This is a genomic window from uncultured Ruegeria sp. (assembly GCF_947504215.1).
Lineage (GTDB): Bacteria > Pseudomonadota > Alphaproteobacteria > Rhodobacterales > Rhodobacteraceae > Ruegeria.
Map to the genome: position 1 here is coordinate 51,421 of NZ_CANNGO010000016.1, position 21,627 is coordinate 73,047.

Sequence of the window (21,627 nt, forward strand, 5' to 3'; positions counted from 1 at the left end):
AATGACTCCCCTCGGCTTGGTGATGAGAGTAGCGCGATTCAGTCGCGCAGCACAATTCAGGCAGGCAATCTGTCTTCAATCCGTCCCATATGGACCATCAGCCCAAAAGCAATGATGCACATAGTCAGGATGCCCATCGTCAGTGGTGTCAAAGACCCGTCGAACAACAAGCCGATAGGGGCTGCAATGGCAGCGGCCAGTACAGTTGAAATCGATCCGATGACCGAAGCGGCCATGCCTGCGATATGGCCCATCGGCTCCATCGCGATGGCATTCAGATTGCCCAGTGTTACGCCGGCCATAAAAAATACCATGGTCTGCCAGAAGACAAACAGCGCAAATGAGGCGTCAGGCGAAAGCTGCGTAGCGCTTAGGGCCATAACGGAGGCGGTAATCAGGATTTGTCCCCCCAGCGCCCATGTCACCATCCGGCGCATGCCAACGCGCACAACAAGGGCTGCGTTGAGCAAGCTGGCTGACCCGGACATCAGCGCAACGAAACCAAACCAGAACGGAAAGCTATCGGCGCGGTCATGGATTACGTCATAAACCGGCTGAACCATAGTCAGCATGGTGAACAACACCCCCATACACAGGGTCTGAACCATAATCGAAAGGCGGACGGTCGGATGAGAAAACATCTCTTTCGTAGCAGAGATCATCAGCGGCAGCCGGATCGGACGACGGTTTTCGCGGGCCAAAGACTCCGGCAGGCGGACACCCATCCAAGAGATGATGACCAGTGCAAACAGAATGAACGATACAAAAATCCCACGCCAACCGAACAACGCGATCACACCTGCGCCCAGCATCGGAGCGGCTGCAGGCACCAACGTGAAGATCATCATCGCAATCGAAATGATCCGCGCCATTTCCCGGCCCGAATACAAGTCTCGAATGATCGCCATCGCCACCACGCGCGGACCGGCGGCGCCCAGCCCCTGAACCACGCGTGCGATCAATACCAATTCCAACGATGAACTCGCCCAGGCAACGGCAGAAGCCGTGACATAAAGCGCCGCGCCGCCGTATATAACCGGCTTACGCCCGATTGCATCGGACAAAGGGCCAGTAAAGAACGTACCAATCCCCATGCCCAACACAAATGAGGTTAGGATCAGTTGCGCCCGGTTGATGTCATCCGGGCTTAGCTGCGCGCCGATTTCGGGCAGGGCGGGCAGCATTGAATCAATCGAAAATGCAATGGTGGCGAACATCATTGCGATCAATGCAATGAACTCCGCCTTGGACATGCGGTTGGCCATGAAGGTCTCCTAACCCGTTCGCGCTATCACGGCGGATCGGGTTGCGCCAGACCGGAAATTTGCACAGACCTATGTGCTATTCTGCAGGGGAAGCCTCAAGTTGAGACATGATCTCCTCGATAACTTTTGCCCACATTTCAGGCGGTTGTGCGCCCGGAACGGCGTGCTGATTGGCCACGATGAACGTCGGGACCGAGCTGACGCCCATTTCCCGTGAATGGGTATCGCGCTGGCTCATGTCTTGGCGGTCGGCGTCTGATTTAAGCAGTTTCATGACCACGGCTGCATCCATTCCGGCACCGTCAGCGACATCTGCCAGCACCTCGGGGTCGCCAATGTCGCGGGCCTGAACGAAATAGGCATCGAACAACCCATCAACGACGTCGTTTTGCTTGCCTTCAATACCAGCCCAATGGATCAGTCGGTGCGCGTCCAGCGTATTGGGCGTGCGTTTCATACCTTCAAAATCGATCTTCAAACCGGCGTTTTCGGCGTGTTCAACCACGGGCGCATAGGCGCGTACCGCACCTTCCTTGCCGCCGAACTTGCGTTCCAGATATTCACGGCGATCCATGCCCGCATCCGGCATGTCCGGGTTCAGCTGAAATGGGTGCCATTCGATAACAAAGGGATGATCCGGAACGGCGGCCAGCGCTTTGTCCAGATGGGTTTTGCCGATATAGCACCATGGGCAGATCGGATCGGATAGGATATCGAGCTTGACGGTCTGGGTCATTCGGTAGACGCCTTGAAATAGGCCGGCAGGGCGCGGCGCAGGAGCTTGCCGTTGCCACCACTGGGCAATTCGGTCAGATGAACAAAGGCGCGCGGCTGTTTGTACCGGGCCAGATTGGCCTCCACATAGGTCCGTAACGCGTCTTCGTCCAGCTTTTTGGGCCCGGTGTAGAAGGCGGCTATCACAAATGTGTTCTCTTTGACCTCGACCGCTGCCGCGCCAACCTGCGTGATACCGGGAAAGCGCGACAAGACGGATTCAACCTCAACCGGTGAGACGCGGTAGCCACCCGCATTCATCATGTCGTCATCGCGACCCAGATAGGTGATCTGCCCGTCGACGGCCATTGCACCCTGATCGCCGGTCAGGAACCAGTCGCCCAGCATCCGGGCCTGCGCCTCGTCAGGGGCGTTGAGATAGGTCAACATCAGCCCCGGATCGGACCGGTGGATGGCGATGGTTCCTTCCTGACCTTGTGGCATGGGACCGTCCGGCCCGAGAATGGCGATGCGGCGCCCCGGTTGCGGTTGCCCCAGCGCCTCACCGCGCGCCGGATGTGCTGGACTGGACGAGATGAAGGTCGAACATTCGGACATGCCATAGGCTTCATAAAGCTCGGTTCCGGTGGCCTGTTGCCAGTGTTCGTGCAAATGACGAGACAGTTTTTCACCCGCGCAGAGGCCGTGGCGCAGGTCTGGTAGATCAATCTCCTCTGAGTGTGAGAGCAACTTGCGATAGACGCCGGGCGCTGCGGCAAAAATTGTAGCGCGGTGCTGGCGCAGCAAGGCGGGCAGTGCAAAGATGTCGGTGCCTGGTTCAGGGATCAGAGCCGTTGCACCGATGGTCCACGGATCCATTAGACCGGTGCCCAGCGTATAGGTCCAATTGAACGCACCCGCATGGCACAGCCGGTCGTCTTCCCGCAGGCTGTACCAACCGTCCACCATCATCTGTCGCCCCCAGATGGCACGGTGCGCATGGGCCACGGCGCGCGGCTTTCCAGAAGTTCCAGAGGTATAGACCACATAGGCCAACCGCTCAGGATCACCCATGGCATAGTCAGCAGGAGGCAGACCTCGCATGGCGGTCAGCTCGGTCAGGTCGATTTGCCAGGGGTGCGACGCGCAGGCGACTGTAGGGTCTCGTAGAACAGCCGCAGGTGACAGATCTTCGATCATGTGCGCGGTCTCGGGTTCCGTCAGTTGCGATGAAGTCGGCACGGGCACAATGCCAACGGCGATAGCGCCCAGATAGGCGATTGGAAAGTCTACCGTATTCCCTAAGCGCATCAGAACGATGTCTCCGGGTTTCAGTCCGGTCCGCAGCAAGCCTGTTCCGGTTCCCAGAATGGCTGTTTGTAGTTCGCGATACGTCCAGTCGATGGCGCCGTCCGTACCAAGTACCGACAACGCGGTCTTGGCTGCGCTCCGGTCTGCCCGTCGCAAGACATGTGCGGCCAGATTAAAGGGCGAAGGGCAGGGCGGCGGCGGTCCTTGATCGAAGATCGACAACATGACGACTGGCTATCGCGGTGCATGGCGCGTTGCAAGCACGGTTGGCTGGCCCTATAGAAAGGCATATGAGTACCCAAGATCCCAAATCCCTTATCCGTATTGCCCGTGACGCAGGCGATCATTCGGAACTCGAACCGCTGGACCTTGGCGCAAGAGTGCGAGAGCTGCGCAAAGCGCGGAAATGGACGTTGGAACAGGCGGCCAGTCAAGCAGGGCTTGCGCGGTCAACGCTCAGCAAGATCGAGAATGGGCAAATGTCGCCTACTTATGATGCGCTCAAAAAGCTGGCGATCGGGCTCGAGATTTCGGTGCCGCAGCTTTTCACGCCGCCTCAGCGGGATCAGGTGATCGGGCGTATGGCCGTTACCCGAATGGGCGAAGGCGCTGCCCATGCCACTGCGACCTACGAGCATGAATTGCTGGCTGAAACACTGACAAAAAAGCAGATGCTGCCATATCGGGCCCGCGTTCGTTCACGATCAATGGACGAATTCGAAGGCTGGGTACGCCATGACGGCGAAGAGTTCATGTATGTGTTGACCGGCGTTGTTCGCCTGTACACAGAATTCTATGAACCGGTAGAAATGCGCCGCGGGGACAGTGCCTACTACGATGGCAGTATGGGGCATAACGTGATTTCGGTCAGCGATGAGGATGCGACCATCCTTTGGGTTACATCACTGTCCTAAGATGCGTGCACCAGAAGTTCCCGGTTCAGGCGTTCAGTAAACAGAAAATCCTCGACCTCTTCGTGGGCCTCGTTGACCGTCAGATGGTGGCGTTCGGCAAGATAGGCTTCGAACCGTTTACGATCCTTGCAAACACGCATCATGTCCTGGTCGCGCAGGTTCGGAAAACGGCGTTTCGCGCGCTCATAGGTCGCGCCCCAGTCTTTTGTGATATCTGTCCAGTTCAGCATCGCGAGCTTTCAGTTGTTCGGGTTCAGAACTGCTCTCCCCAACTACAGGGTACGAACGGGTTTACGTCACGTGAGACATGACAAAATGTCGCAGGGCACGAGAGGTTCATGTTTGGAACCTTCGAACTGCGGCGCGTCGCGCTTAGGACGAGTGAACTTTATGTCCGACGGGTGATCGCTAGATTTATTCTGTTCCGGACGGCTTGGATGGATCAGGCTTATGTGTCAGAAACATATAGATATTTAGACCGTGATTGAAGCCATGTTCTTCGCGCGCTGCAATAGCTTGAAGCGCTTTGCATTGCGCATGTGTGTGTTTCTTTCCAGCACACTAGATGCAGTCTCGATAGCTTTATGCAGTGGTCTCGTGAGGTGCTTTTCCACATCTCGTGTCGTCGAATGATGTGCCAGATTTTGCCGAAAAATAACCGATGACAACTCGGTTGACTGATCAAAAGCCTATTAACGACAAAACTGCCCGGTTTTCATCCTCGAGTTCAATGAATCGGCACATTACCTTGCGAGCGTCACCCGAGTTCGTAAGCCTTGCTTAAACAATCTGGTTGGGGGCCGGGGGTGGCCGCACTACTCCTCGTACCACCACACTTCGGGCATGTATTGCGGTCCGTCACCGTATATCGGCAGCGTGTCTGGGAATTTCAAAGTGCTGACATGGGCGATGCGCCCGATATCAAAGCTCCAGATTGGGATCACGTAGCGGCCCGCTGTCAGAACGCGGTCCAACGCCCGTGTGGCGGCCACGAAGTCCTCTCGTGACTCCGAGGCGAGCATGGCATCAATCATTCCGTCCACGGCCGGTGATGCGACGCCCATCAGGTTGCGTGTTCCTGGGGCGTCCGCATTCTCGCTACCCCAATACAGGCGCTGCTCGTTTCCTGGTGACAGGGACATCGCACGTCGGAATGGCGTGATATCAAAGTCCAGTTCGGCGGTGCGGCCGGTGTATTGCGCGTTGTCGACCTGTTCCGTCAGAACCTGAATGCCCAAGCGTTCAAGTGCGCGGGCATAGATTTCGACCGCAGTCGCCATATCGGTGTCGCCTTGTTGCAGCAACACTGTCATCTTGAATGCTTCACCGTTCTGGTTGCGTAGAACACCGTCCTGTATGGCCCAACCAGCCTCGGCCAACAGCTTTGTGGCTTTGCGTATGTTGGCCCGGTTTCGCGCCGATCCGTCCCCCGTAGGTGGGCCGTAGCCTTCCAACGTGCCGGGCAGCAGATCATCCGCGAAAGGCTGCAACAATTCTTCGACCCTGCCGGTTGCGGGGCCGGGTTGCATGGCCAAGTCCGAGCCGGAAAAGTAAGATGTGATGCGCGGCTGCGCGCTGCCGGTAATCGTGTCGTTGATGAACTCAAAATTGAAGGCCAGAGTCAGGGCTTCGCGCACACGCCAGTCATCAAACGGTGCTTTGCGGGTGTTCATGACAAACCCGGTCATACCCGATGGTTTGCCATGGGAAATTTCCGTCTTGATCACATCCCCGCGCTGAACGCCCGGAAATCCGTATTGGTTGTCCCATTTATCTGCGTTGAATTCGCGTACTGCGGACAGTTCACCGGCTTTGAACGCTTCGAACAGAACGGTTGCGTCGCCATAGAACTCGATCCGCATTTCATCCAGATTCATGGTGCCACGCCGGAATGGAATATCGGCCCCCCAATAGTCGGGGTTCCTGCGTAGGTTCACATAGCGACCGGCTTCGTAGCCATCGACAACATAGGGGCCGCTGCCGACCGGCACGTCTTGCAACTGACCGTCTGCGAAGTCTTTTCCGTCCCATTGCGACTTTTGCAGTATTGGGCGCAGACCTGCGATCAGCGCAAGTTCCCGATCAGGTTCGTTGAACGTGATACGAACCGAATGCGGGCCGGTTTGTTCGATGCTGTCGATCTTGCCCCACAACCCGCGATATCGCAGGTGACCTTCGGTGCCCAAGGTTTGATAAGACCAGATGACATCGTCGACCGTGACTGGGCTGCCGTCGGAGAACCGGGCCTCTTCCCGGAGGGTGAATTCAACCCAGGATCGGTCTGGCGCCGTCTCAACTGATTCGGCTAACAGACCGTAAAGAGTGAAAGGTTCGTCCCAGGATCGGCCCATCAGGCTTTCATGGGTCCAAAATCGCAATTGCCACGGCGAGGTGCCTTTTTGCAAAAACGGGTTCAAACTGTTAAAGCCGCCGGTGTTTCCGAAAACTACCTTTCCACCTTTGGGCGCATCTGGATTCGCGTAAGGCAGGGACACAAAATCCGGTGGTAGGGCCGGGTCACCATACATAGCTATGCCATGAGACGAATCTGCAAGGGCGAAAGACGACGCGAAAATGCAGGCGATTCCCGCTGCGACGGGGCGAAGAGGGCGTAGAAAATCCGGGCTCATTTTGGAAACAATCCTGCTCTGGCCTTATTTTGTTGGGATTAACCGTACCGATGATTTTTCTTATTATCAAACTTTTAGCTTGGACGAAGGCGCAGAATTGCTTATAAAGGTCGCACTGCTCGATAGGTTTCTTGCCTGTATGAAACCTGCCTCAATAACTTAACGCCCGCTTCGTGCGGGCGTTTTTTTTGGCGCTAAGGATTTTGCAGTCGCGGCGTTGATCCCGGATGTTTCCCCGTTTTCTTTGCAGGTGCAGCATGGCATTGTGCGCATAGTCAAATGCTGTGGGAGAACGCTCATGACCCTGTCGGGCAAAACTGCAATCGTCACTGGATCGAATTCGGGGATCGGGCTTGGCGTCGCGCGCGAACTGGCCAAGGCCGGGGCGGATGTTGTCCTGAACTCGTTCACGGATCGCGATGAAGACCATGCGCTGGCCGCCGAGATCGCGGCGGAAACCAGCACCAATACGCGTTATATCAAAGCCGACATGTCCAAGGGCGACGAATGCCGGGCCCTGATTGAGACGGCCGGAGCTTGCGATATTCTGGTGAACAATGCGGGTATTCAGCATGTCTCGCCGATTGATCAGTTCCCGGTCGACAAATGGGACGCGATTATTGCGATCAACATGAGTTCGACCTTTCACACAACTGCTGCTGCATTGCCGATGATGCGCAGCGCAGGTTGGGGCCGGATTGTGAATATTGCCTCGGCGCACGGGCTGACAGCGTCCCCGTTTAAGTCAGCTTATGTGGCGGCCAAACACGGGGTGGTCGGGATGACCAAATCCGTGGCGCTGGAAACCGCTCGGGAACCGATCACATGCAACGCGATCTGCCCTGGCTATGTTCTGACGCCTTTGGTCGAGGCCCAGATTCCGGACACGATGAAGGAATACAACATGAGCCGCGAAGACGTGATCAAGAACGTCATGCTCGAGCGGCAGCCTTCAAAAGAGTTTGCGACTGTTGAGCAACTCGGTGGGACAGCCATTTTCCTGTGCTCAGATGCGGCAGCACAAATCACCGGGACGACGATTTCGGTCGATGGCGGCTGGACCGCGCTTTAGCGTCACCTGGGCGCTTATTCGCGCGTACTGAACAAAGGAAGGATCGATCATTTGAAAAAGATCAATCTGGCATTGCAGGGCGGCGGAGCACATGGGGCGTTCACCTGGGGTGTCCTAGATCGCCTTCTGGACGAAGAAGACATCGAGGTTGCGGCCATCACCGGAACCTCTGCCGGGGCGCTGAACGGCGCGGCGTTTAAGGCCGGTATGGTGCATGCGGGCCGTGACGGCGCCCGCGAGCAACTAGATGGGCTGTGGAAGCGCATGGGCGCGATTGGCGACATGCGCATGGCCAATTGGTTCCGCGGAATAGAGCCTGCGCAAATTGCACAAGCAATGGAATATTCAGTGCCGTATTCCATTGGGGATGCGTTGTCGCGCATGGTGTCGCCCTACGCCTATGGCCCGTTTTACAGCAACCCCTTGGAATCGGTAGTAGATCGGTTCAACTTCAGCGAAGTCTGCGCGGATCAGGGGCCAAGCCTGTTTGTATGTGCCACATGCGTGCGCAGCGGCAAGATCCGAATATTCACCGGGGACGAGATTTCAACGGATGCCATTCTGGCCTCAGCCTGTTTGCCCAGCCTGTTCAAAGCCGTTGAGATATATGATCCCGCAACCGACCGGGCCGAGGCCTATTGGGACGGCGGGTATACTGGCAATCCGGCGCTGTACCCGTTGTTCAACAAAGCGTTTCCCGAAGATGTGGTGATCGTCAACATCAACCCGCTTGAGCGGGACGAGATACCGGTTACCCCGCAGCAGATCCAGAACAGGATCAATGAGATCAGCTTTAACTCTTCACTGTTTCGCGAATTGCGGGCGATCAACTTTGTTCAGCGCCTGCTCGAGGATGGCAAGCTAAAACCGGGTGAGATGAGCCGTGTTCTGGTTCACATGATCGCTGACAACGAGCTGATGAACAGCTTGTCCGTGGCGACGAAAACAGTTCCAAATCCGGTGATCCTACACAAGCTGAAGAAAGCCGGGCGCGAGGCTGCAGATGGGTTTCTGTCTCGCCACAAGGACGATCTTGGTCAGAACAGTACGGTGGATTTACCCGCTATGTTCGGGTGACTCTTCCGGCGGTTGCGTCGGATCCGCGCCGTTGGGATAGACCAGCCCAGCCGAAATCACCAATTTGGCTGCGTCTTCGATCGACATATCCAGCAAGATCACATCTTCGGCAGGAAAGAAGAGCAGGAAACCTGATGTTGGGTTGGGTGTTGTCGGCACAAAGACACTCAGCAAATCGCCACCGGTTTCCGTCTTCTGACTAACTTCACCTTTGGCTGTTGTCGAGACAAACCCAATCGCCCAAATCCCGCGCCGTGGGTACTGGATAAGGCAGGCCTTCTCGAATGACCGCTCGGTTTGTGCAAACACCGTTTCCGAGATCTGCTTGATACCGGAATAGATGGATCGAACCACCGGCATCCGATTTACGACACGTTCACCAAAATGAATCAGTGACCGCCCCAGAATGCCCTTGGCCACCCAACCAACAAGCACTGTGAAGATAAGAAAGAAAACGACGCCAACGCCGCGCAGGTTGATGCCGACATATTGCTCGGGTCGGAACTGGTGTGGGATCAGCGGCAACACAGCGCTGTCGATCCAGCCGACGACGGACCATATCAGCCAGATCGTCAGCCACACCGGCGCAATGACGACGATGCCCGTTAGAAAAGACGCACGGAACCGTGAGAATAGGCCAGGGCGGCGTTGGGGTTCTTCGTCGAAAGGTGTGTTCATTGCGGTTCCGAGTGGTTTGCAGATTTAGGTAGGCAATCCGCAGCCTTAGTGCAATAGGTCAGACTTACACGCCCTTCGCCAAAGCCTTGGCGATAGCGGCCGCCAGCCGGGCATTGTTGCGCACCAAAGCGATGTTTGCAGTCAAGGAGCGGCCTTCGGTTTTCTCGTAGATCCGCTGCAACAGGTAGGGCGTGACGGCCTTTCCGGTAATCCTGTGTGCGTCCGCATCAGCCTGAGCGGATGCAATGATCGGGGCTAATTCCTCGGCCGGAATTTGATCTGCGACCGGGATCGGGTTGGCGACCAACTGCCCGCCGGGCAGCCCAAGGGCGCGACGGGTGGCATGCGCCTGTGCGATGTCTTCTGCACTGTCCATGCGTAACGGGGCACTGTATGGCGATTTGGCGGACCAAAATGCTGGAAACGCGTCTTGACCGTGGGCAATGACTGGCACGCCCAATGTCTCCAGAACCTCTAGCGTTTTGGCAAGGTCAAGGATGGCTTTGGCGCCAGCAGCCACCACCGTAACAGGGGTTTGTCCCAATTCGTGCAGGTCAGCGGAAATATCAAATGACGTCTCCGCGCCCTGATGCACCCCACCGATGCCGCCAGTGGCAAATACCTCGATGCCTGCATAGTTGGCGGCAATCATAGTCGCCGCCACCGTGGTTGCGCCGGTGCCACCTGTAGACATGCAGGCCGCCATATCCGCGCGCGAAATTTTTGCCACGCCTTGCGCCTGTCCAAGGGCCTTCAGTTCGTCTGCCTCAAGCCCCACATGCAGTTTGCCTTCGATCACCGCCATTGTGGCCGGAACAGCACCTGCATCACGGATGTCCTGTTCAACCTGTGCCGCGACTTCGATGTTCTGCGGGTAGGGCATGCCATGGGTTATGATGGTGCTTTCAAGCGCGACGATGGGCTGGCCTGCCTCTTTGGCGGTGCGGACCTCGGCGGAGTATTGAATGTCGATCACAGTGGGGTTTCTCCGGAAACATAAGTTGCGGCTGCATGCAGAGCGCGTTTGAGAGCCGTGTCGTTGTCTGCGCCACTGGCTTCGGCAGCGATGTGGGCTGCCATGAAAGTATCGCCAGCTCCTGTCACACGCGTGACAAGGACGGATGGCGGGGTTTGTGTCAGAACGCCCGCGGCGGTTCCCACAGAGGCTGAACTGCCGCCGTCAGTGACCAGCACGCGCAGCGCGCCACGGTCCAGCAAACCTTTGGCAGCACTTTCGGAATCCTCGAATTCGCGCTGACACAGCAGGCCGGCCTCTTCCAGGTTCACGTAAAGCGTGGCGCGGGCGTGTTTAAGGAACGGTTGCAGACGCTCGGCCTTGCCGGGTGAAGCAGGCGCAACACGCAGATCGGCGCGGGCAAAGGCCGGGCTTTGCGCAATCTCTTCCAGCAAGTCCAGTGTCAGGTTGCCGTCCAGTGCGATTGGGCCCTGGAAAGGCGTGTTCTCGTACCCCAAGGGCCCGTGCATCAATGGACGCAGGATCTTGGCGCCAGCAGCTTCCAATGAATGCGCGTCGGCAATTGCGGCGATCAGACCATTGGCGCCTTCGACGGCCATATAGCGGTCGGTAGGAAGGTCTTGGGATCGATAGATTTGGTCCGTGACCATGCCAAGTCGAGCGCACGAACGAACCAACTCGTCGCCTTCCGGGTCCCGGCCAATGGCGGTCAACAATGTCGGGGTCATGCCAAACCGGACCAATGTCATGGCGATGTTCATGGCCACGCCGCCGGGCAGGCGGGTAATCCGCCCAGGTACGTCTGATCCTTGCCGCATGGCGCTGGCGGATCGTCCGATTACGTCCCACAGGACCGAGCCGATACACAGGATTTCGCTGTTCTGAGTCATCATGCTGTCATGCCGCAGCCCTGATGCCCGTGCAAGTGCGAACGTCGCCGCCCTTCGAGAATCCCGGTGGAGACCCGCTTGCGCGGCGCTTTGGGCTTGCGATCATTTTGTTTCGGAAAGACACTCGGGCTAAATGTTTGATGATTTGATTTGTAGCCCGGAGCGTTTCTTATGAGAGATGGTTTGATACCTGCCATCCTCTGCCATCTAAAAGTTCTGTTGTTGAGTTTTGTGACGGCGCTGACCCTGGCTCCAAGTTTTGTTTTCGCGCAATCTCCGGCACCGACTATTGTCGAGTTCTGGACCAAGTCAGACACCTTGTATCTGGATATCAGCCTGAATGCCGAAGCGTTTCTGGCCGGAGTTGATCCGCAAAGCGCGACCGGTTTTGACGACAACCGTCACTACGAGGATTTGCGCCAATTGGTGTCGTCCGAATTGGAGCCAAAGGTGAAAGCCTTTGCCAAACCGTGGATGCAGACCTTGCAGGTTGATATCGCAGGCCCGGTTGTTTTGTCGTACGAAGGCGTGAGTATCCCGGTTGTAGGGGATCCCCAAACGGTGCGGACTTCAAAGCTGTTGCTGACGGCGCCTCTGCCAGACGGCGCATCCGGTTTTCGACTGACTTGGCCTGATGGTAGCGGGTCAGCGGTTATCAAGCAGCAGCGTGTCTCGGCCCCGTATACCGGGTACCTGACAGGCGGCCAAATGACGCCAGTGATTCCGCTTCAGGGTGGCGCGGCCCTGACCACCGAACAAACCCTGCAGACATTCCTTCCGAAGGGTCTCTCTCAGGTTCTAACCAGCGGCCCCAAACCGATTTTGCTTGTGCTTACGCTGGTGTTTCTGTCGCTGAACTTGCGCCCGTTTTTGATGCAACTGCTGTTCTTCTCACTGGGTATCTTGCTTGGATTGAGTGCCGGAGCTTTCGACGCCGTGAGTATTTCTTCGACAGCTGCATCGCAATCATTGGCATTTGCAATCGTTGGTCTGGCGGTATGGAACCTGATCTCTCGGCGGCTGCAGATCCTGCGTGTTATTGCCGTTTTTGCAGCCGGATTGCTTCAGGGTCTGGCGTGGACCTTTGCCCTGACAGAGATTGGCGTGCCACCCAACCATCTACCGCCGGCGATATTGGGGTTTGCGGGCGGGATCGTTTTGGCGCTGTGCGCTGTTGCCTTTGCCGCCTTTGCGGCGTCTGTGGTGATCACCGGTGGATTGCACAGGCTGCAGGGCCGGGTTTCGATCCTGGCCTCGATGGTAATTGCAGGTGCTGGCGTGTTTTTGTCGATCGAACCCTGGCTGTTTGCCTAGGGCATGTTTGCCAGCAGGGTGTTCAAAGCCCCCGAGGGATCGTCGCTGGACCAGATCTCATCCCCAATGCCAAAGAAATCGGTGCACGGGCTAAGATCGCGGATCAATTCGGGGGTCAACCCGCCCTCGGCCACAACCGGAACTTCGATCATCTCGGACCACCACTGAAACAGGTCTTTTTCGGCCAGCGTACCATCACCCAGCGAAGACTCTCCCACCGGACCAAAAGCCACATAATCCACACCGGCTTCTCCTGCCGTCATGCCGTCATGGCTGGAGGTGCCACAAAAGCTGCCAACGATGGCATCTGGACCCAATTCCTTACGGGCAGCGCGGACAGATCGCGCCGCATCGTCCAGATGCACCCCATCCAGGCCAAGCTTTTGCGCCAGTAAGACATGGTTCGAGATCACCAATGCCACGTCGCGCGCATGGGCGACCTCACGACAGGCGTCGGCAGAACGGGAAATGGTGTCTTCGTCGTTGCCCGCCAAAGCCAACCGGATGCAGGCGATGTCAGCGCCATCCAGAACGCGCGCCAACTGGTCCGGAAACGTGCTGAGCGCAACGGTTGGCGGTGTAATCAGGTAAATCTGCGGCTGCTCGGGGGTGTCCATTGGCGCGTCCTTGGCTGTCAGTCTTTGGCGCGGTTTAGCGGATTGCGACGGGGAAGCAAACTTTTATGCCTGCGGCCGCGGGATTTGGCGGTCAGGATGGCTTGCCCTGTGGTGTTGACGGGATTAGAGCAGGCGGAACTTTTGGAGTGAACGATGCCCAGCGACAGATCCCAGCCAGCATTCGTGCTTGTACGCCCACAAATGGGCGAAAACATCGGCGCCGCGGCGCGGGCGATGTGGAACTTTGGTCTGGATCGGATGCGCATCGTGGCCCCGCGGGATGGATGGCCGAACCCCAAGGCGGTGGCCATGTCCAGCGGTGCGGGCCGTCTATTGGACGAGGCGCAGCTGTTTGATGATCTGTCTGGCGCACTGGGCGATCGCACTTATGTTTTCGCTACAACTGCCCGTCAGCGGGGGTTGACCAAACCGGTTTTCAGCCCGGAATGCGCCATGCAAATCGCCGCTGAAAAAGTTTCGGCGGGCGAGAAAGTGGCGGTCTTGTTTGGCCCCGAACGGGCCGGGTTGGAAAACGAGGATATCGCCAAGGCCAACGCCATCATCTCGGTTCCTGTGAATCCAGAATATGCCTCGCTGAACTTGGGGCAATGTGTGTTGCTGACCGCCTATGAATGGATGCGGCAGTCCGGCGATGTGGTGCACGAGACCACTGATCTGGGCAAGGGCGACTGGGCCACCGGGATCGAGGTGGAAAAACTGGTCGAGCATTACGAGGATCGTTTGGATGAGGCCGGGTTCTTCTATCCCCCCGAAAAAGCCGAAGGCATGAAGGTCAACCTGCGCAATCTGTGGTCGCGGATGCGGATGACCCGAGCCGATGTACAGATGCTGCACGGCGTGATGCGGCAGATGGTCCGCTGGAAGGACAGGGGCTGAGGCTGGACCTTGGTCCCCCATGGCCCTAGCTTGCGACAAAATCCAAGACACATGAGAACGGCATGAGCAGTAAGCGCAGCATCTTCGAAGACGTCTCAGACACAGAAAAACAACAGGCGGTTCAGCCTGGCATGATCGACAAAGGGCGCGGCGGTGCGCGTGGGGCCATTCGGACCTGGCTGATGATCCTATTTGCCTTGGTTGTTGTGATGATCGCCGTGGGTGGCCTGACCCGTCTGACGGACAGCGGTCTGTCGATCACCGAATGGCGTCCAATCACCGGCGCCATCCCTCCGATGTCCGAGGCCACTTGGCAGTCTGAATTCGACAAATACAAAGAAATCGACCAGTGGCGCATTCAGAACCAGTGGATGGAGCTGGCAGATTTTAAAACCATCTATTGGTGGGAATGGGGCCATCGCCAATTGGGCCGGGTGATCGGTCTGGTTTGGGCTATCGGCTTCCTCGGCTTTCTGATCGCACGGAAAATTCCAACTGGATGGACCGGCAAACTGCTGATCCCCGGAGCTCTGGGTGGTGTGCAAGGTGCCGTCGGTTGGTGGATGGTCGCCTCGGGCGTGACGCAGGGCGAAGGGATGACGGCTGTGGCCAGCTATCGTCTGGCCACGCATCTGGGTCTGGCCTTTGTCATTCTTGGTTTTCTGGCATGGTATATCTTTGAGCTGGGTCGCGAAGAACGCGACCTGATGCAGGCCCGGCGCGCGAAAGAGGCCAAACTCTTCTCGCTGTCCACGGGTCTGATGCATTTCGCCTTTTTACAAATACTCATTGGCGCGCTCGTTGCCGGGATCGACGCCGGGCGGTCTTACACCGATTGGCCGTTGATCGGGGGGCAAATCCTGCCACCCGATGCGACGATGCTGGAACCGATGTGGCGTAACTTTTTCGAAAGCCCTGGTCTGGTGCAGTTTATCCACCGTTGTGCCGGCTATTTGCTGTTTGCCTTTGGTGTTGTGGTCTGGCGGCGCGGTAGTTCAAGCGCCCATCCGCAGACACGTTTTGCCTTCAACGCGGCCTTTGCGGCCCTGTCGCTGCAAGTCGTGGTCGGGATTCTGACCGTTGTGTATGGCGCACCCTGGCAGATTGCCATTTTCCACCAATTCCTTGCGGTTGTCGTCTGGACGCTGATCCTGCGCGCACGTTTCCTGACCGCTTATCCCATCGCAACTTCGCTTCGTGGAGCATAACTTGATGACTGCATTTGATGACCTGATGGCGTATCAACGCGAAACCTCGGCGCTTGGGCAGATTGCCGGGCGGCTGGGCTGGGATCAGGAAACTGTGATGCCGCGCGGCGCAGCCCCTCAGCGCGCAGAAGAGATGGCCGCGATCGAGGCCGTGCTGCACGCGCGACGGTCCGACCCGCGCGTGGCAGAGTGGCTGGAACAGGCCGAACCGACATGCGAAGCCGGTCACGCGCAATTGCGCGAAATCCGACGGTCCTATGAGCGTACGGTCAAAGTGCCCGCCGATCTGGCCAAGGCCATTGCGCGGGTCATATCGGCTGCGCAAGGCAAATGGGCTCAGGCGCGCGCAAACGAAGATATCGCCGCTTTCTTGCCGGTGTTGGAAGAGGTTGTTGCACTCAAACGTGAAGAAGGCGCAGCGCTGGCGCAGGGCGGCAATATCTACGATGCAATGGTCGAGGATTATGAACCCTATACGACCGGCGGACAGATCGCGGATATCTTTGATCAGATGCGCCCTCGGCTTGTTGCGTTGCGGGCCGCTGTTCTGGACAAGCCAGTGCCGCAAGCGCTGCAAGGGTCGTTTGATGAATTGGACCAGATGCGTCTGTCTCAAACGCTGGCAGTTGCCTTTGGCTATGATTTGGATCGGGGCCGGGTAGACAAGGCCGTACACCCGTTCAGCTCGGGCAGTGGGTCCGATGTGCGGATCACCACAAGAACCAGTGCGACAGATCCATTCAACTGTTTCTACTCCACCATCCACGAGGTCGGCCACGCGGCCTATGAACAGGGTATCGACCCGACCTATGCGCTGACGCCGTTGGGCAGCGGCGTGTCGATGGGCGTCCATGAAAGCCAAAGCCGGATCTACGAAAATCAACTTGGCCGCTCGCGTGCCTTTACCGGCTGGCTATACGGACAAATGAATGAGGCATTCGGTGATTTCGGCATCGCAGACGCCGATGCCTTCTATGCAACGGTGAACCGGGTCCATAACGGCTATATCCGGACCGAGGCGGATGAGGTGCAATACAACCTGCACATTATGCTGCGCTTTGATCTGGAACGCGCCCTGATGGTCGGCGATCTGCCGGTCAGCGATCTGGAAGCTGCCTGGAACGATCGGTTCGAGGCTGATTTTGGCTATGCTGTCGACAAACCGTCGAACGGGTGCTTGCAGGATGTGCATTGGTCGGTCGGCTTATTCGGCTATTTCCCAACCTATTCGCTGGGCAATGTCTACGCCGGGTGCTTGTATCAGGCCTTGTCTGATGCACTGCCACAGCTGGACGAACAACTGGCGGCAGGCGACACCACGGGCGCAACAAGCTGGCTGCGTGAAAACGTACAGCGCTTTGGCGGGTTATACGCGCCGCGCGACGTCATCCAGCGCGCCAGCGGGGTTGAACCGGGACCAGAACCGTTGCTTGCCTATCTGGAACAGAAATTTGGTGGGCTTTACGGGCTGTAAGGCTCGTCTCGTTGCGTCACATCCACGTGTTTTCAGCTTGGGTTCCAACGGAATGCGAATAGGGTGATCCCAAACGGAGGGATCACCTTGTCCTTTGATACACATGTGAAATCCCGGCTGGCTGTGGCGCTGACAAGTCGACAACTTCTGCGCATCCGAAGGATTTTCCATGAGGGAAGGCGGCAAGTTCTGCGCCAACCCCATGTAGTGCACTACTTTCACGATGCGGCAGACCCCTATTGTCATTTGACCGCGCAGGTATTGCAGCGATTTCAGGACAGGTATCGGGTTTTTGTGCGCCCTTACTTGATCTCTGGACCGCCCGAAGATGCCGTGCCAGACCCTGTGGCACATCATAGAAATGCGCTGAACGATTCGAGGAACCTGGCCCGGAAACTCGGCCTGGCGGAACCTTCGGCGACCGGACCAGACCGTCATGCGGTGTCTCAGGCGGAACAAGCTCTGGCAGCAAAGCTTGAGGACGGAGAGTTCCTGCTCGGCGTTTCTGACATCAGCCGCAAGCTTTGGACAGGTGGAGAGTTTTCCAAAGGGAAAGGAACCGACCCGTCATCCGCCAAGGCAAGGGGGGATCATCAATTATCCTCGTTCGGGCACTATATAGGCGGCACGTTTTACTATGGTGGTGAATGGTACTGGGGGGTTGATCGACTCCACTATCTTGAAGACCGTTTGCAGAACGCCGGGCTTGGGGCTGACCTCCCGCCACTGATTCCGGTGCCAGACCTGCAGGATACCCATGCTGAAGGGCAGGCGATCGAATTCTTCTTTTCGTTTCGCAGCCCTTATTCATATCTCGCATTTGATCGTGTTTGGGAGCTGGCCCGGCGCAGTGGCGCGGATTTGGTTCTGCGCCCGGTTCTGCCAATGCTGATGCGTGGGTTGCCTGTTCCCAAGGCCAAGTCTTCCTACATTCTGCTTGATTGCGCTCGCGAAGCCAGACGATTGGGGGTGCCGTTTGGCCGTATTTGCGACCCGCTTGGGGTAGGGGTTGAGCGTGGGTATGCGCTGCTGGATCATGCCCATTCACAAGGGCGAATGGTCGAATACTGCTCGGCGTTTTTGCGCGGGGTCTGGTCGCAGGGGTTGGATGCCTCGACGAATAATGGGTTGGCACAAATTGTTGGGCAGGCTGGACTAGATTGGAACATCGCCCGGCAAGAGCTAACCACACAGAACTGGCGCGCGCGTGTTGAGCAGAACCAGGACAGGTTGCAGGAGATCGGGTTGTGGGGCGTTCCCAGCTTTCGCGTATCCGGACAAAGCATCTGGGGCCAAGACCGTCTTTGGGCCGTTGAGGATGCGCTTGTGAGTTGACCGGCAAAAGGCGCCGCATATGGGAACGCGACGCCATTGTTTCATGATTGCAAAGCTATTTAGACTTCAGGTTCGTCATCCTCACCCTGATCTGCGATCCAGGCTACGCTGACGACTTCTTCGCCCTTGCCGGTGTTGAAGACCTTTACGCCCCCCGCAGACCGAGACCGGAACGAGATTCCGTCGACCGGAACGCGGATCGATTGGCCTTTGGAGGTCGCCAACATGATCTGATCATCGATCTCAACCGGGAAGGAAGCAACCAGTTCGCCACCACGCATAGCTTTGTCCATCGCGGTGACACCCATGCCACCGCGACCCCGGACGGGGTAATCGTGGCTGGAACTCAGCTTGCCCGCACCGCCGGACGTAATGGTCAGGATCAAGTTTTCTACTGCTGACATTTCAGCGTATTTTTCCTGGCTAAAGTCGCTGCTTGCGGCGGCGTCTTCATCTTCACCTGAGTCTTCGTCCGTCAATCCGGCAACGGCGCGACGCATCTTCAGATAGGCGGCTCGATCCTCGGGCGTGGCTTCGAAATGACGGATCACCGACATTGATACGACGCGATCGCCATTGGACAGCTTGATGCCACGAACGCCGGTGGATTCGCGCGAATTGAACACCCGTACATCCGTGGTGCGGAAGCGGATCGCACGACCCGAATTGGTTACCAGCATCACATCTTCATCTTCCGAGCAGATGCGGGCGTTTACCAGCTCTACATCCTCGGGCAGTTTCATCGCGATTTTGCCGTTGCGGCGGACATTCGTGAAGTCTGACAGACGGTTGCGGCGGACATCGCCGGCGCTGGTGGCAAAGACGATCTGCAGGTTCTCCCATTCTTCATCCGGCACATCCACCGGCATGATTGCAGCGATGGAAACACCGGTTGGGATCGGCAGGATGTTGACGATCGCCTTGCCCTTGCCCGTCCGGCCGGACTGCGGCAAGCGCCACGTCTTGAGCTTGTAGACCATCCCATCCGTGGTGAAGAACAACAGCTGCGTATGGGTGTTGGCCACGAAGAGGTTCGTGACGACGTCCTCTTCCTTAGTCTGCATCCCGGACAAACCCTTGCCGCCCCGCTTTTGCGCGCGGAAATCGGCCAGTGGGGTACGTTTGATGTAGCCGCCTGAGGTGATGGTGACGACCATGTCTTCACGCTCGATCAGGTCCTCGTCGTCCATGTCGCCGGACCAATCGACGATTTCGGTGCGACGGGGCACGGCAAACTGTTCGCGAACCTCACGCAGTTCGTCCCCGATGATCGACATGATGCGTTCGCGAGATCCCAGAATTTCAAGGTATTCCTTGATTTTGCCCGCCAGTTCTTCCAACTCGTCGGTGACTTCTTTGACACCAATCTGAGTCAGGCGTTGCAGGCGCAGTTCCAGAATGGCGCGGGCCTGGGTTTCAGACAAGTTATAGGTACCGTCGTCATTCGCCGTATGGGTCGGATCATCAATCAGGGCAATGTATTCCAGGATCGGCTGGGCAGGCCAACGGCGCGTCATCAGTTTTTCGCGAGCTTCAGACGCGTCAGCCGATTGGCGGATAGTGGTAACGATTTCATCGATATTGGTGACGGCAACGGCCAGTCCACACAGAATATGGCTGCGTTCACGCGCCTTGCGCAGTAGATGCGCGGTACGACGGGCCACAACGTCTTCGCGAAAGTCGATAAACGAGGTCAGGAACCGGCGCAGAGTCAGTTGTTCCGGACGGCCACCATTCAGGGCAAGCATGTTGCAGCCGAAATAGGTTTGCATTGGCGAAAAGCGGAACAGCTGGTTCAGAACTACTTCGGGCGTCGCATCACGCTTTAGTTCCACAACGACGCGCACGCCGTTACGGTCAGATTCGTCCTGAACATGGGCCACGCCTTCGATCCGCTTTTCACGTACCGCTTCGGCGATTTTTTCGATCATCGCAGCTTTGTTGACCTGATACGGGATCTCATCGACAACAATCGCGTACCGATCCTTGCGGATCTCTTCGACGCGCGTTTTTGAACGGATGATGACGCTGCCGCGGCCTTCCAGATAAGCCTTGCGCGCGCCCGAGCGGCCGAGCATCACACCACCAGTTGGGAAGTCGGGGCCGGGGACGTAGTCGATCAGTTGTTCGCTGGTTAGATCTGGGTCGTCGATCAGGGCCAGTGTTGCATCAACCACTTCGCCCAGATTGTGCGGCGGGATGTTCGTCGCCATACCGACGGCAATACCACCGGCGCCATTGACCAGCATGTTCGGGAAGCGCGCGGGCAGGACCGTCGGCTCTTTGTCCTTGCCGTCATAATTGTCCTGAAAATCGACCGTGTCTTTTTCGATATCGGCCAGAAGGGACGCGGCCGGTTTGTCCATGCGCACTTCGGTATAGCGCATCGCCGCCGGATTATCGCCGTCCATCGAGCCAAAGTTGCCCTGACCATCCAAGAGCGGCAGTGACATCGAGAAATCCTGCGCCATCCGCACCAGCGCGTCATAGATCGCGCCATCACCATGTGGATGATATTTACCCATCACATCGCCAACCGGCCGGGCCGATTTGCGGTACGACTTGTCTTGCGTATTCCCCGTCTCATGCATCGCGTAAAGAATACGGCGATGCACTGGCTTCAAACCGTCCCGCAAGTCGGGAATCGCACGCGACACGATGACTGACATCGCGTAGTCCAGATACGACGTGCGCATTTCGGATTCGATTGAAACCGTCGGGCCATCGTATACGGGGCGCTCGGGTGGGGTTTCGTCCATGTTTTCAGGGATTTCTGGCGTATCGCTCACGTAAACTGCCCGCTTATTGTTCTGGGACTATATCTTGTGGATGCACCTTATCAGACCCGGCACATAAGGTGCAAGCAAGCAACCGGTTTGAACCGATATTGCGCACCTCACGCGTAAGTAACATATTGTTATTATACGAATTAGAAAGAATTCGTGGTACGCTGAAGAGACCTTGCAAGAAATGAGAGGTCTGAATGGAGCAAAGCGAAACAGAATTGATGCTAAAGGGATATGGGCTGACGACAGCGGAATTCTTCTACCATATGCCCGACTACATCCACGTCTTGAACACGTTCATCTGGCAGGATTATGATCTTGCCCCGGACCATCCCAAGCTTTTTGAATTCATCGAATACTGGCAGCGCGAAATCGACGGGCCGCTGCATTCGGTGAAGTTTTCGCATCGAAAGATGATTGCGCCGGGTGAATGGCGCAATGTGGTGGGCGAATTCAGAGTTAACTGACG

At 57.2% G+C, this 21,627-nt stretch carries 20 protein-coding genes; 10 read left to right on the forward strand and 10 right to left on the reverse strand.

The window, feature by feature from the left end; translation table 11 throughout:
* Positions 1-56: 56 nt before the first annotated feature.
* The 3 genes from Q1B21_RS20335 to Q1B21_RS20345 all read right to left on the reverse strand — a co-directional run bounded on the left by Q1B21_RS20335 (position 57) and on the right by Q1B21_RS20345 (position 3,515).
* Entirely contained in the window at positions 57-1,265 is a 1,209-nt protein-coding gene (locus Q1B21_RS20335) for a multidrug effflux MFS transporter (protein ID WP_299892656.1), read from the reverse strand.
* A gap of 76 nt (positions 1,266-1,341) precedes the next feature.
* On the reverse strand, positions 1,342-2,001 hold the full coding sequence (locus tag Q1B21_RS20340; RefSeq protein ID WP_298934878.1) for a DsbA family oxidoreductase: 660 nt from the start codon (positions 1,999-2,001) through the stop codon (positions 1,342-1,344).
* A complete protein-coding gene (locus tag Q1B21_RS20345) occupies positions 1,998-3,515 on the reverse strand; it encodes a class I adenylate-forming enzyme family protein (protein ID WP_299892658.1) in 1,518 nt (505 codons plus the stop codon). Before Q1B21_RS20345 ends, Q1B21_RS20340 begins: the two co-directional genes overlap by 4 nt.
* Positions 3,516-3,580: 65 nt before the next feature.
* Here Q1B21_RS20345 and Q1B21_RS20350 point away from each other — a divergent pair, with 65 nt between their 5' ends.
* Positions 3,581-4,204, forward strand: a complete 624-nt coding sequence (locus Q1B21_RS20350) for a helix-turn-helix domain-containing protein (protein ID WP_298934880.1) — start codon at positions 3,581-3,583, stop codon at positions 4,202-4,204.
* Here Q1B21_RS20350 and Q1B21_RS20355 read toward each other — a convergent pair.
* Together Q1B21_RS20355 and Q1B21_RS20360 are read right to left on the reverse strand one after the other, a co-directional pair.
* A complete protein-coding gene (locus Q1B21_RS20355) occupies positions 4,201-4,434 on the reverse strand; it encodes a hypothetical protein (RefSeq protein WP_298934882.1) in 234 nt (77 codons plus the stop codon). The two genes, Q1B21_RS20350 and Q1B21_RS20355, sit on opposite strands and share 4 nt — an antisense overlap.
* Before the next feature lie 585 nt (positions 4,435-5,019).
* The gene (locus Q1B21_RS20360; protein ID WP_299892661.1) at positions 5,020-6,834 is read right to left on the reverse strand and encodes an extracellular solute-binding protein; all 1,815 of its coding nucleotides are present in this window, start codon (positions 6,832-6,834) and stop codon (positions 5,020-5,022) included.
* On the opposite strand from Q1B21_RS20360, the gene Q1B21_RS20365 reads away from it, so the two are divergent.
* The 3 genes from Q1B21_RS20365 (at position 6,779) to Q1B21_RS20375 (ending at position 8,983) form a co-directional block, all read left to right on the forward strand.
* Entirely contained in the window at positions 6,779-6,997 is a 219-nt protein-coding gene (locus tag Q1B21_RS20365) for a hypothetical protein (RefSeq protein WP_299076658.1), read from the forward strand. The genes Q1B21_RS20360 and Q1B21_RS20365 overlap by 56 nt on opposite strands.
* Positions 6,998-7,132: 135 nt before the next feature.
* Complete coding sequence (locus Q1B21_RS20370) at positions 7,133-7,906, forward strand: 3-hydroxybutyrate dehydrogenase (protein WP_299892662.1); 774 nt, start codon at positions 7,133-7,135, stop codon at positions 7,904-7,906.
* A gap of 51 nt (positions 7,907-7,957) precedes the next feature.
* Entirely contained in the window at positions 7,958-8,983 is a 1,026-nt protein-coding gene (locus tag Q1B21_RS20375) for a patatin-like phospholipase family protein (protein ID WP_298934888.1), read from the forward strand.
* Here the strand turns inward: Q1B21_RS20375 and Q1B21_RS20380 are convergent.
* The 3 genes from Q1B21_RS20380 to Q1B21_RS20390 form a co-directional block, all read right to left on the reverse strand.
* Complete coding sequence (locus Q1B21_RS20380; protein ID WP_299892665.1) at positions 8,963-9,661, reverse strand: DUF502 domain-containing protein; 699 nt, start codon at positions 9,659-9,661, stop codon at positions 8,963-8,965. The genes Q1B21_RS20375 and Q1B21_RS20380 overlap by 21 nt on opposite strands.
* Before the next feature lie 64 nt (positions 9,662-9,725).
* Positions 9,726-10,637: a pseudouridine-5'-phosphate glycosidase gene (locus tag Q1B21_RS20385; protein ID WP_299892667.1), complete on the reverse strand. Its 912-nt coding sequence runs from the start codon at positions 10,635-10,637 to the stop codon at positions 9,726-9,728.
* Positions 10,634-11,527, reverse strand: a complete 894-nt coding sequence (locus tag Q1B21_RS20390; protein WP_299892669.1) for a PfkB family carbohydrate kinase — start codon at positions 11,525-11,527, stop codon at positions 10,634-10,636. Before Q1B21_RS20390 ends, Q1B21_RS20385 begins: the two co-directional genes overlap by 4 nt.
* Before the next feature lie 171 nt (positions 11,528-11,698).
* On the opposite strand from Q1B21_RS20390, the gene Q1B21_RS20395 reads away from it, so the two are divergent.
* Positions 11,699-12,841 carry a HupE/UreJ family protein gene (locus Q1B21_RS20395; RefSeq protein ID WP_299892671.1) on the forward strand — a complete coding sequence of 381 codons (1,143 nt, stop codon included), beginning with the start codon at positions 11,699-11,701 and terminating at the stop codon, positions 12,839-12,841.
* On the opposite strand, the gene Q1B21_RS20400 is transcribed toward Q1B21_RS20395, so the two are convergent.
* Entirely contained in the window at positions 12,838-13,458 is a 621-nt protein-coding gene (locus Q1B21_RS20400) for a thiamine phosphate synthase (protein ID WP_299892673.1), read from the reverse strand. The genes Q1B21_RS20395 and Q1B21_RS20400 overlap by 4 nt on opposite strands.
* 153 nt (positions 13,459-13,611) lie before the next feature.
* Here Q1B21_RS20400 and Q1B21_RS20405 point away from each other — a divergent pair, with 153 nt between their 5' ends.
* The 4 genes from Q1B21_RS20405 to Q1B21_RS20420 all read left to right on the forward strand — a co-directional run bounded on the left by Q1B21_RS20405 (position 13,612) and on the right by Q1B21_RS20420 (position 18,372).
* Positions 13,612-14,355: an RNA methyltransferase gene (locus tag Q1B21_RS20405; protein ID WP_299892675.1), complete on the forward strand. Its 744-nt coding sequence runs from the start codon at positions 13,612-13,614 to the stop codon at positions 14,353-14,355.
* 62 nt (positions 14,356-14,417) lie between these two features.
* On the forward strand, positions 14,418-15,563 hold the full coding sequence (gene ctaA / locus Q1B21_RS20410; protein ID WP_299892677.1) for a heme A synthase: 1,146 nt from the start codon (positions 14,418-14,420) through the stop codon (positions 15,561-15,563).
* Positions 15,564-15,567: 4 nt separating this feature from the next.
* Positions 15,568-17,037 carry a carboxypeptidase M32 gene (locus Q1B21_RS20415; protein WP_299892679.1) on the forward strand — a complete coding sequence of 490 codons (1,470 nt, stop codon included), beginning with the start codon at positions 15,568-15,570 and terminating at the stop codon, positions 17,035-17,037.
* 87 nt (positions 17,038-17,124) lie between these two features.
* Complete coding sequence (locus Q1B21_RS20420) at positions 17,125-18,372, forward strand: DsbA family protein (RefSeq protein ID WP_299892681.1); 1,248 nt, start codon at positions 17,125-17,127, stop codon at positions 18,370-18,372.
* A 59-nt stretch (positions 18,373-18,431) separates the two neighbouring features.
* Here the strand turns inward: Q1B21_RS20420 and gyrA are convergent, their stop codons facing one another.
* Positions 18,432-21,161, reverse strand: a complete 2,730-nt coding sequence (gene gyrA / locus Q1B21_RS20425; protein WP_299892683.1) for a DNA gyrase subunit A — start codon at positions 21,159-21,161, stop codon at positions 18,432-18,434.
* A gap of 194 nt (positions 21,162-21,355) precedes the next feature.
* Between gyrA and Q1B21_RS20430 the strand changes: the two genes are divergently transcribed.
* The gene (locus tag Q1B21_RS20430) at positions 21,356-21,625 is read left to right on the forward strand and encodes an usg protein (protein WP_298934899.1); all 270 of its coding nucleotides are present in this window, start codon (positions 21,356-21,358) and stop codon (positions 21,623-21,625) included.
* The last annotated feature ends 2 nt before the right edge of the window (positions 21,626-21,627 follow it).

Bases quoted from the DNA above. Each gene is read 5' to 3' on its own strand.
- Q1B21_RS20365 (WP_299076658.1), top strand. From the start codon at position 6,779: ATGCAGGCGATTCCCGCTGCGACGGGGCGAAGAGGGCGTAGAAAATCC.
- Q1B21_RS20360 (WP_299892661.1), bottom strand. From the start codon at position 6,834: ATGAGCCCGGATTTTCTACGCCCTCTTCGCCCCGTCGCAGCGGGAATC.
- ctaA (WP_299892677.1), top strand. From the start codon at position 14,418: ATGAGCAGTAAGCGCAGCATCTTCGAAGACGTCTCAGACACAGAAAAA.
- Q1B21_RS20400 (WP_299892673.1), bottom strand. From the start codon at position 13,458: ATGGACACCCCCGAGCAGCCGCAGATTTACCTGATTACACCGCCAACC.
- Q1B21_RS20430 (WP_298934899.1), top strand. From the start codon at position 21,356: ATGGAGCAAAGCGAAACAGAATTGATGCTAAAGGGATATGGGCTGACG.
- Q1B21_RS20395 (WP_299892671.1), top strand. From the start codon at position 11,699: ATGAGAGATGGTTTGATACCTGCCATCCTCTGCCATCTAAAAGTTCTG.
- Q1B21_RS20405 (WP_299892675.1), top strand. From the start codon at position 13,612: ATGCCCAGCGACAGATCCCAGCCAGCATTCGTGCTTGTACGCCCACAA.
- Q1B21_RS20415 (WP_299892679.1), top strand. From the start codon at position 15,568: ATGACTGCATTTGATGACCTGATGGCGTATCAACGCGAAACCTCGGCG.
- Q1B21_RS20355 (WP_298934882.1), bottom strand. From the start codon at position 4,434: ATGCTGAACTGGACAGATATCACAAAAGACTGGGGCGCGACCTATGAG.
- Q1B21_RS20350 (WP_298934880.1), top strand. From the start codon at position 3,581: ATGAGTACCCAAGATCCCAAATCCCTTATCCGTATTGCCCGTGACGCA.
- Q1B21_RS20340 (WP_298934878.1), bottom strand. From the start codon at position 2,001: ATGACCCAGACCGTCAAGCTCGATATCCTATCCGATCCGATCTGCCCA.
- Q1B21_RS20380 (WP_299892665.1), bottom strand. From the start codon at position 9,661: ATGAACACACCTTTCGACGAAGAACCCCAACGCCGCCCTGGCCTATTC.
- Q1B21_RS20390 (WP_299892669.1), bottom strand. From the start codon at position 11,527: ATGACTCAGAACAGCGAAATCCTGTGTATCGGCTCGGTCCTGTGGGAC.
- Q1B21_RS20335 (WP_299892656.1), bottom strand. From the start codon at position 1,265: ATGGCCAACCGCATGTCCAAGGCGGAGTTCATTGCATTGATCGCAATG.
- Q1B21_RS20370 (WP_299892662.1), top strand. From the start codon at position 7,133: ATGACCCTGTCGGGCAAAACTGCAATCGTCACTGGATCGAATTCGGGG.
- Q1B21_RS20345 (WP_299892658.1), bottom strand. From the start codon at position 3,515: ATGTTGTCGATCTTCGATCAAGGACCGCCGCCGCCCTGCCCTTCGCCC.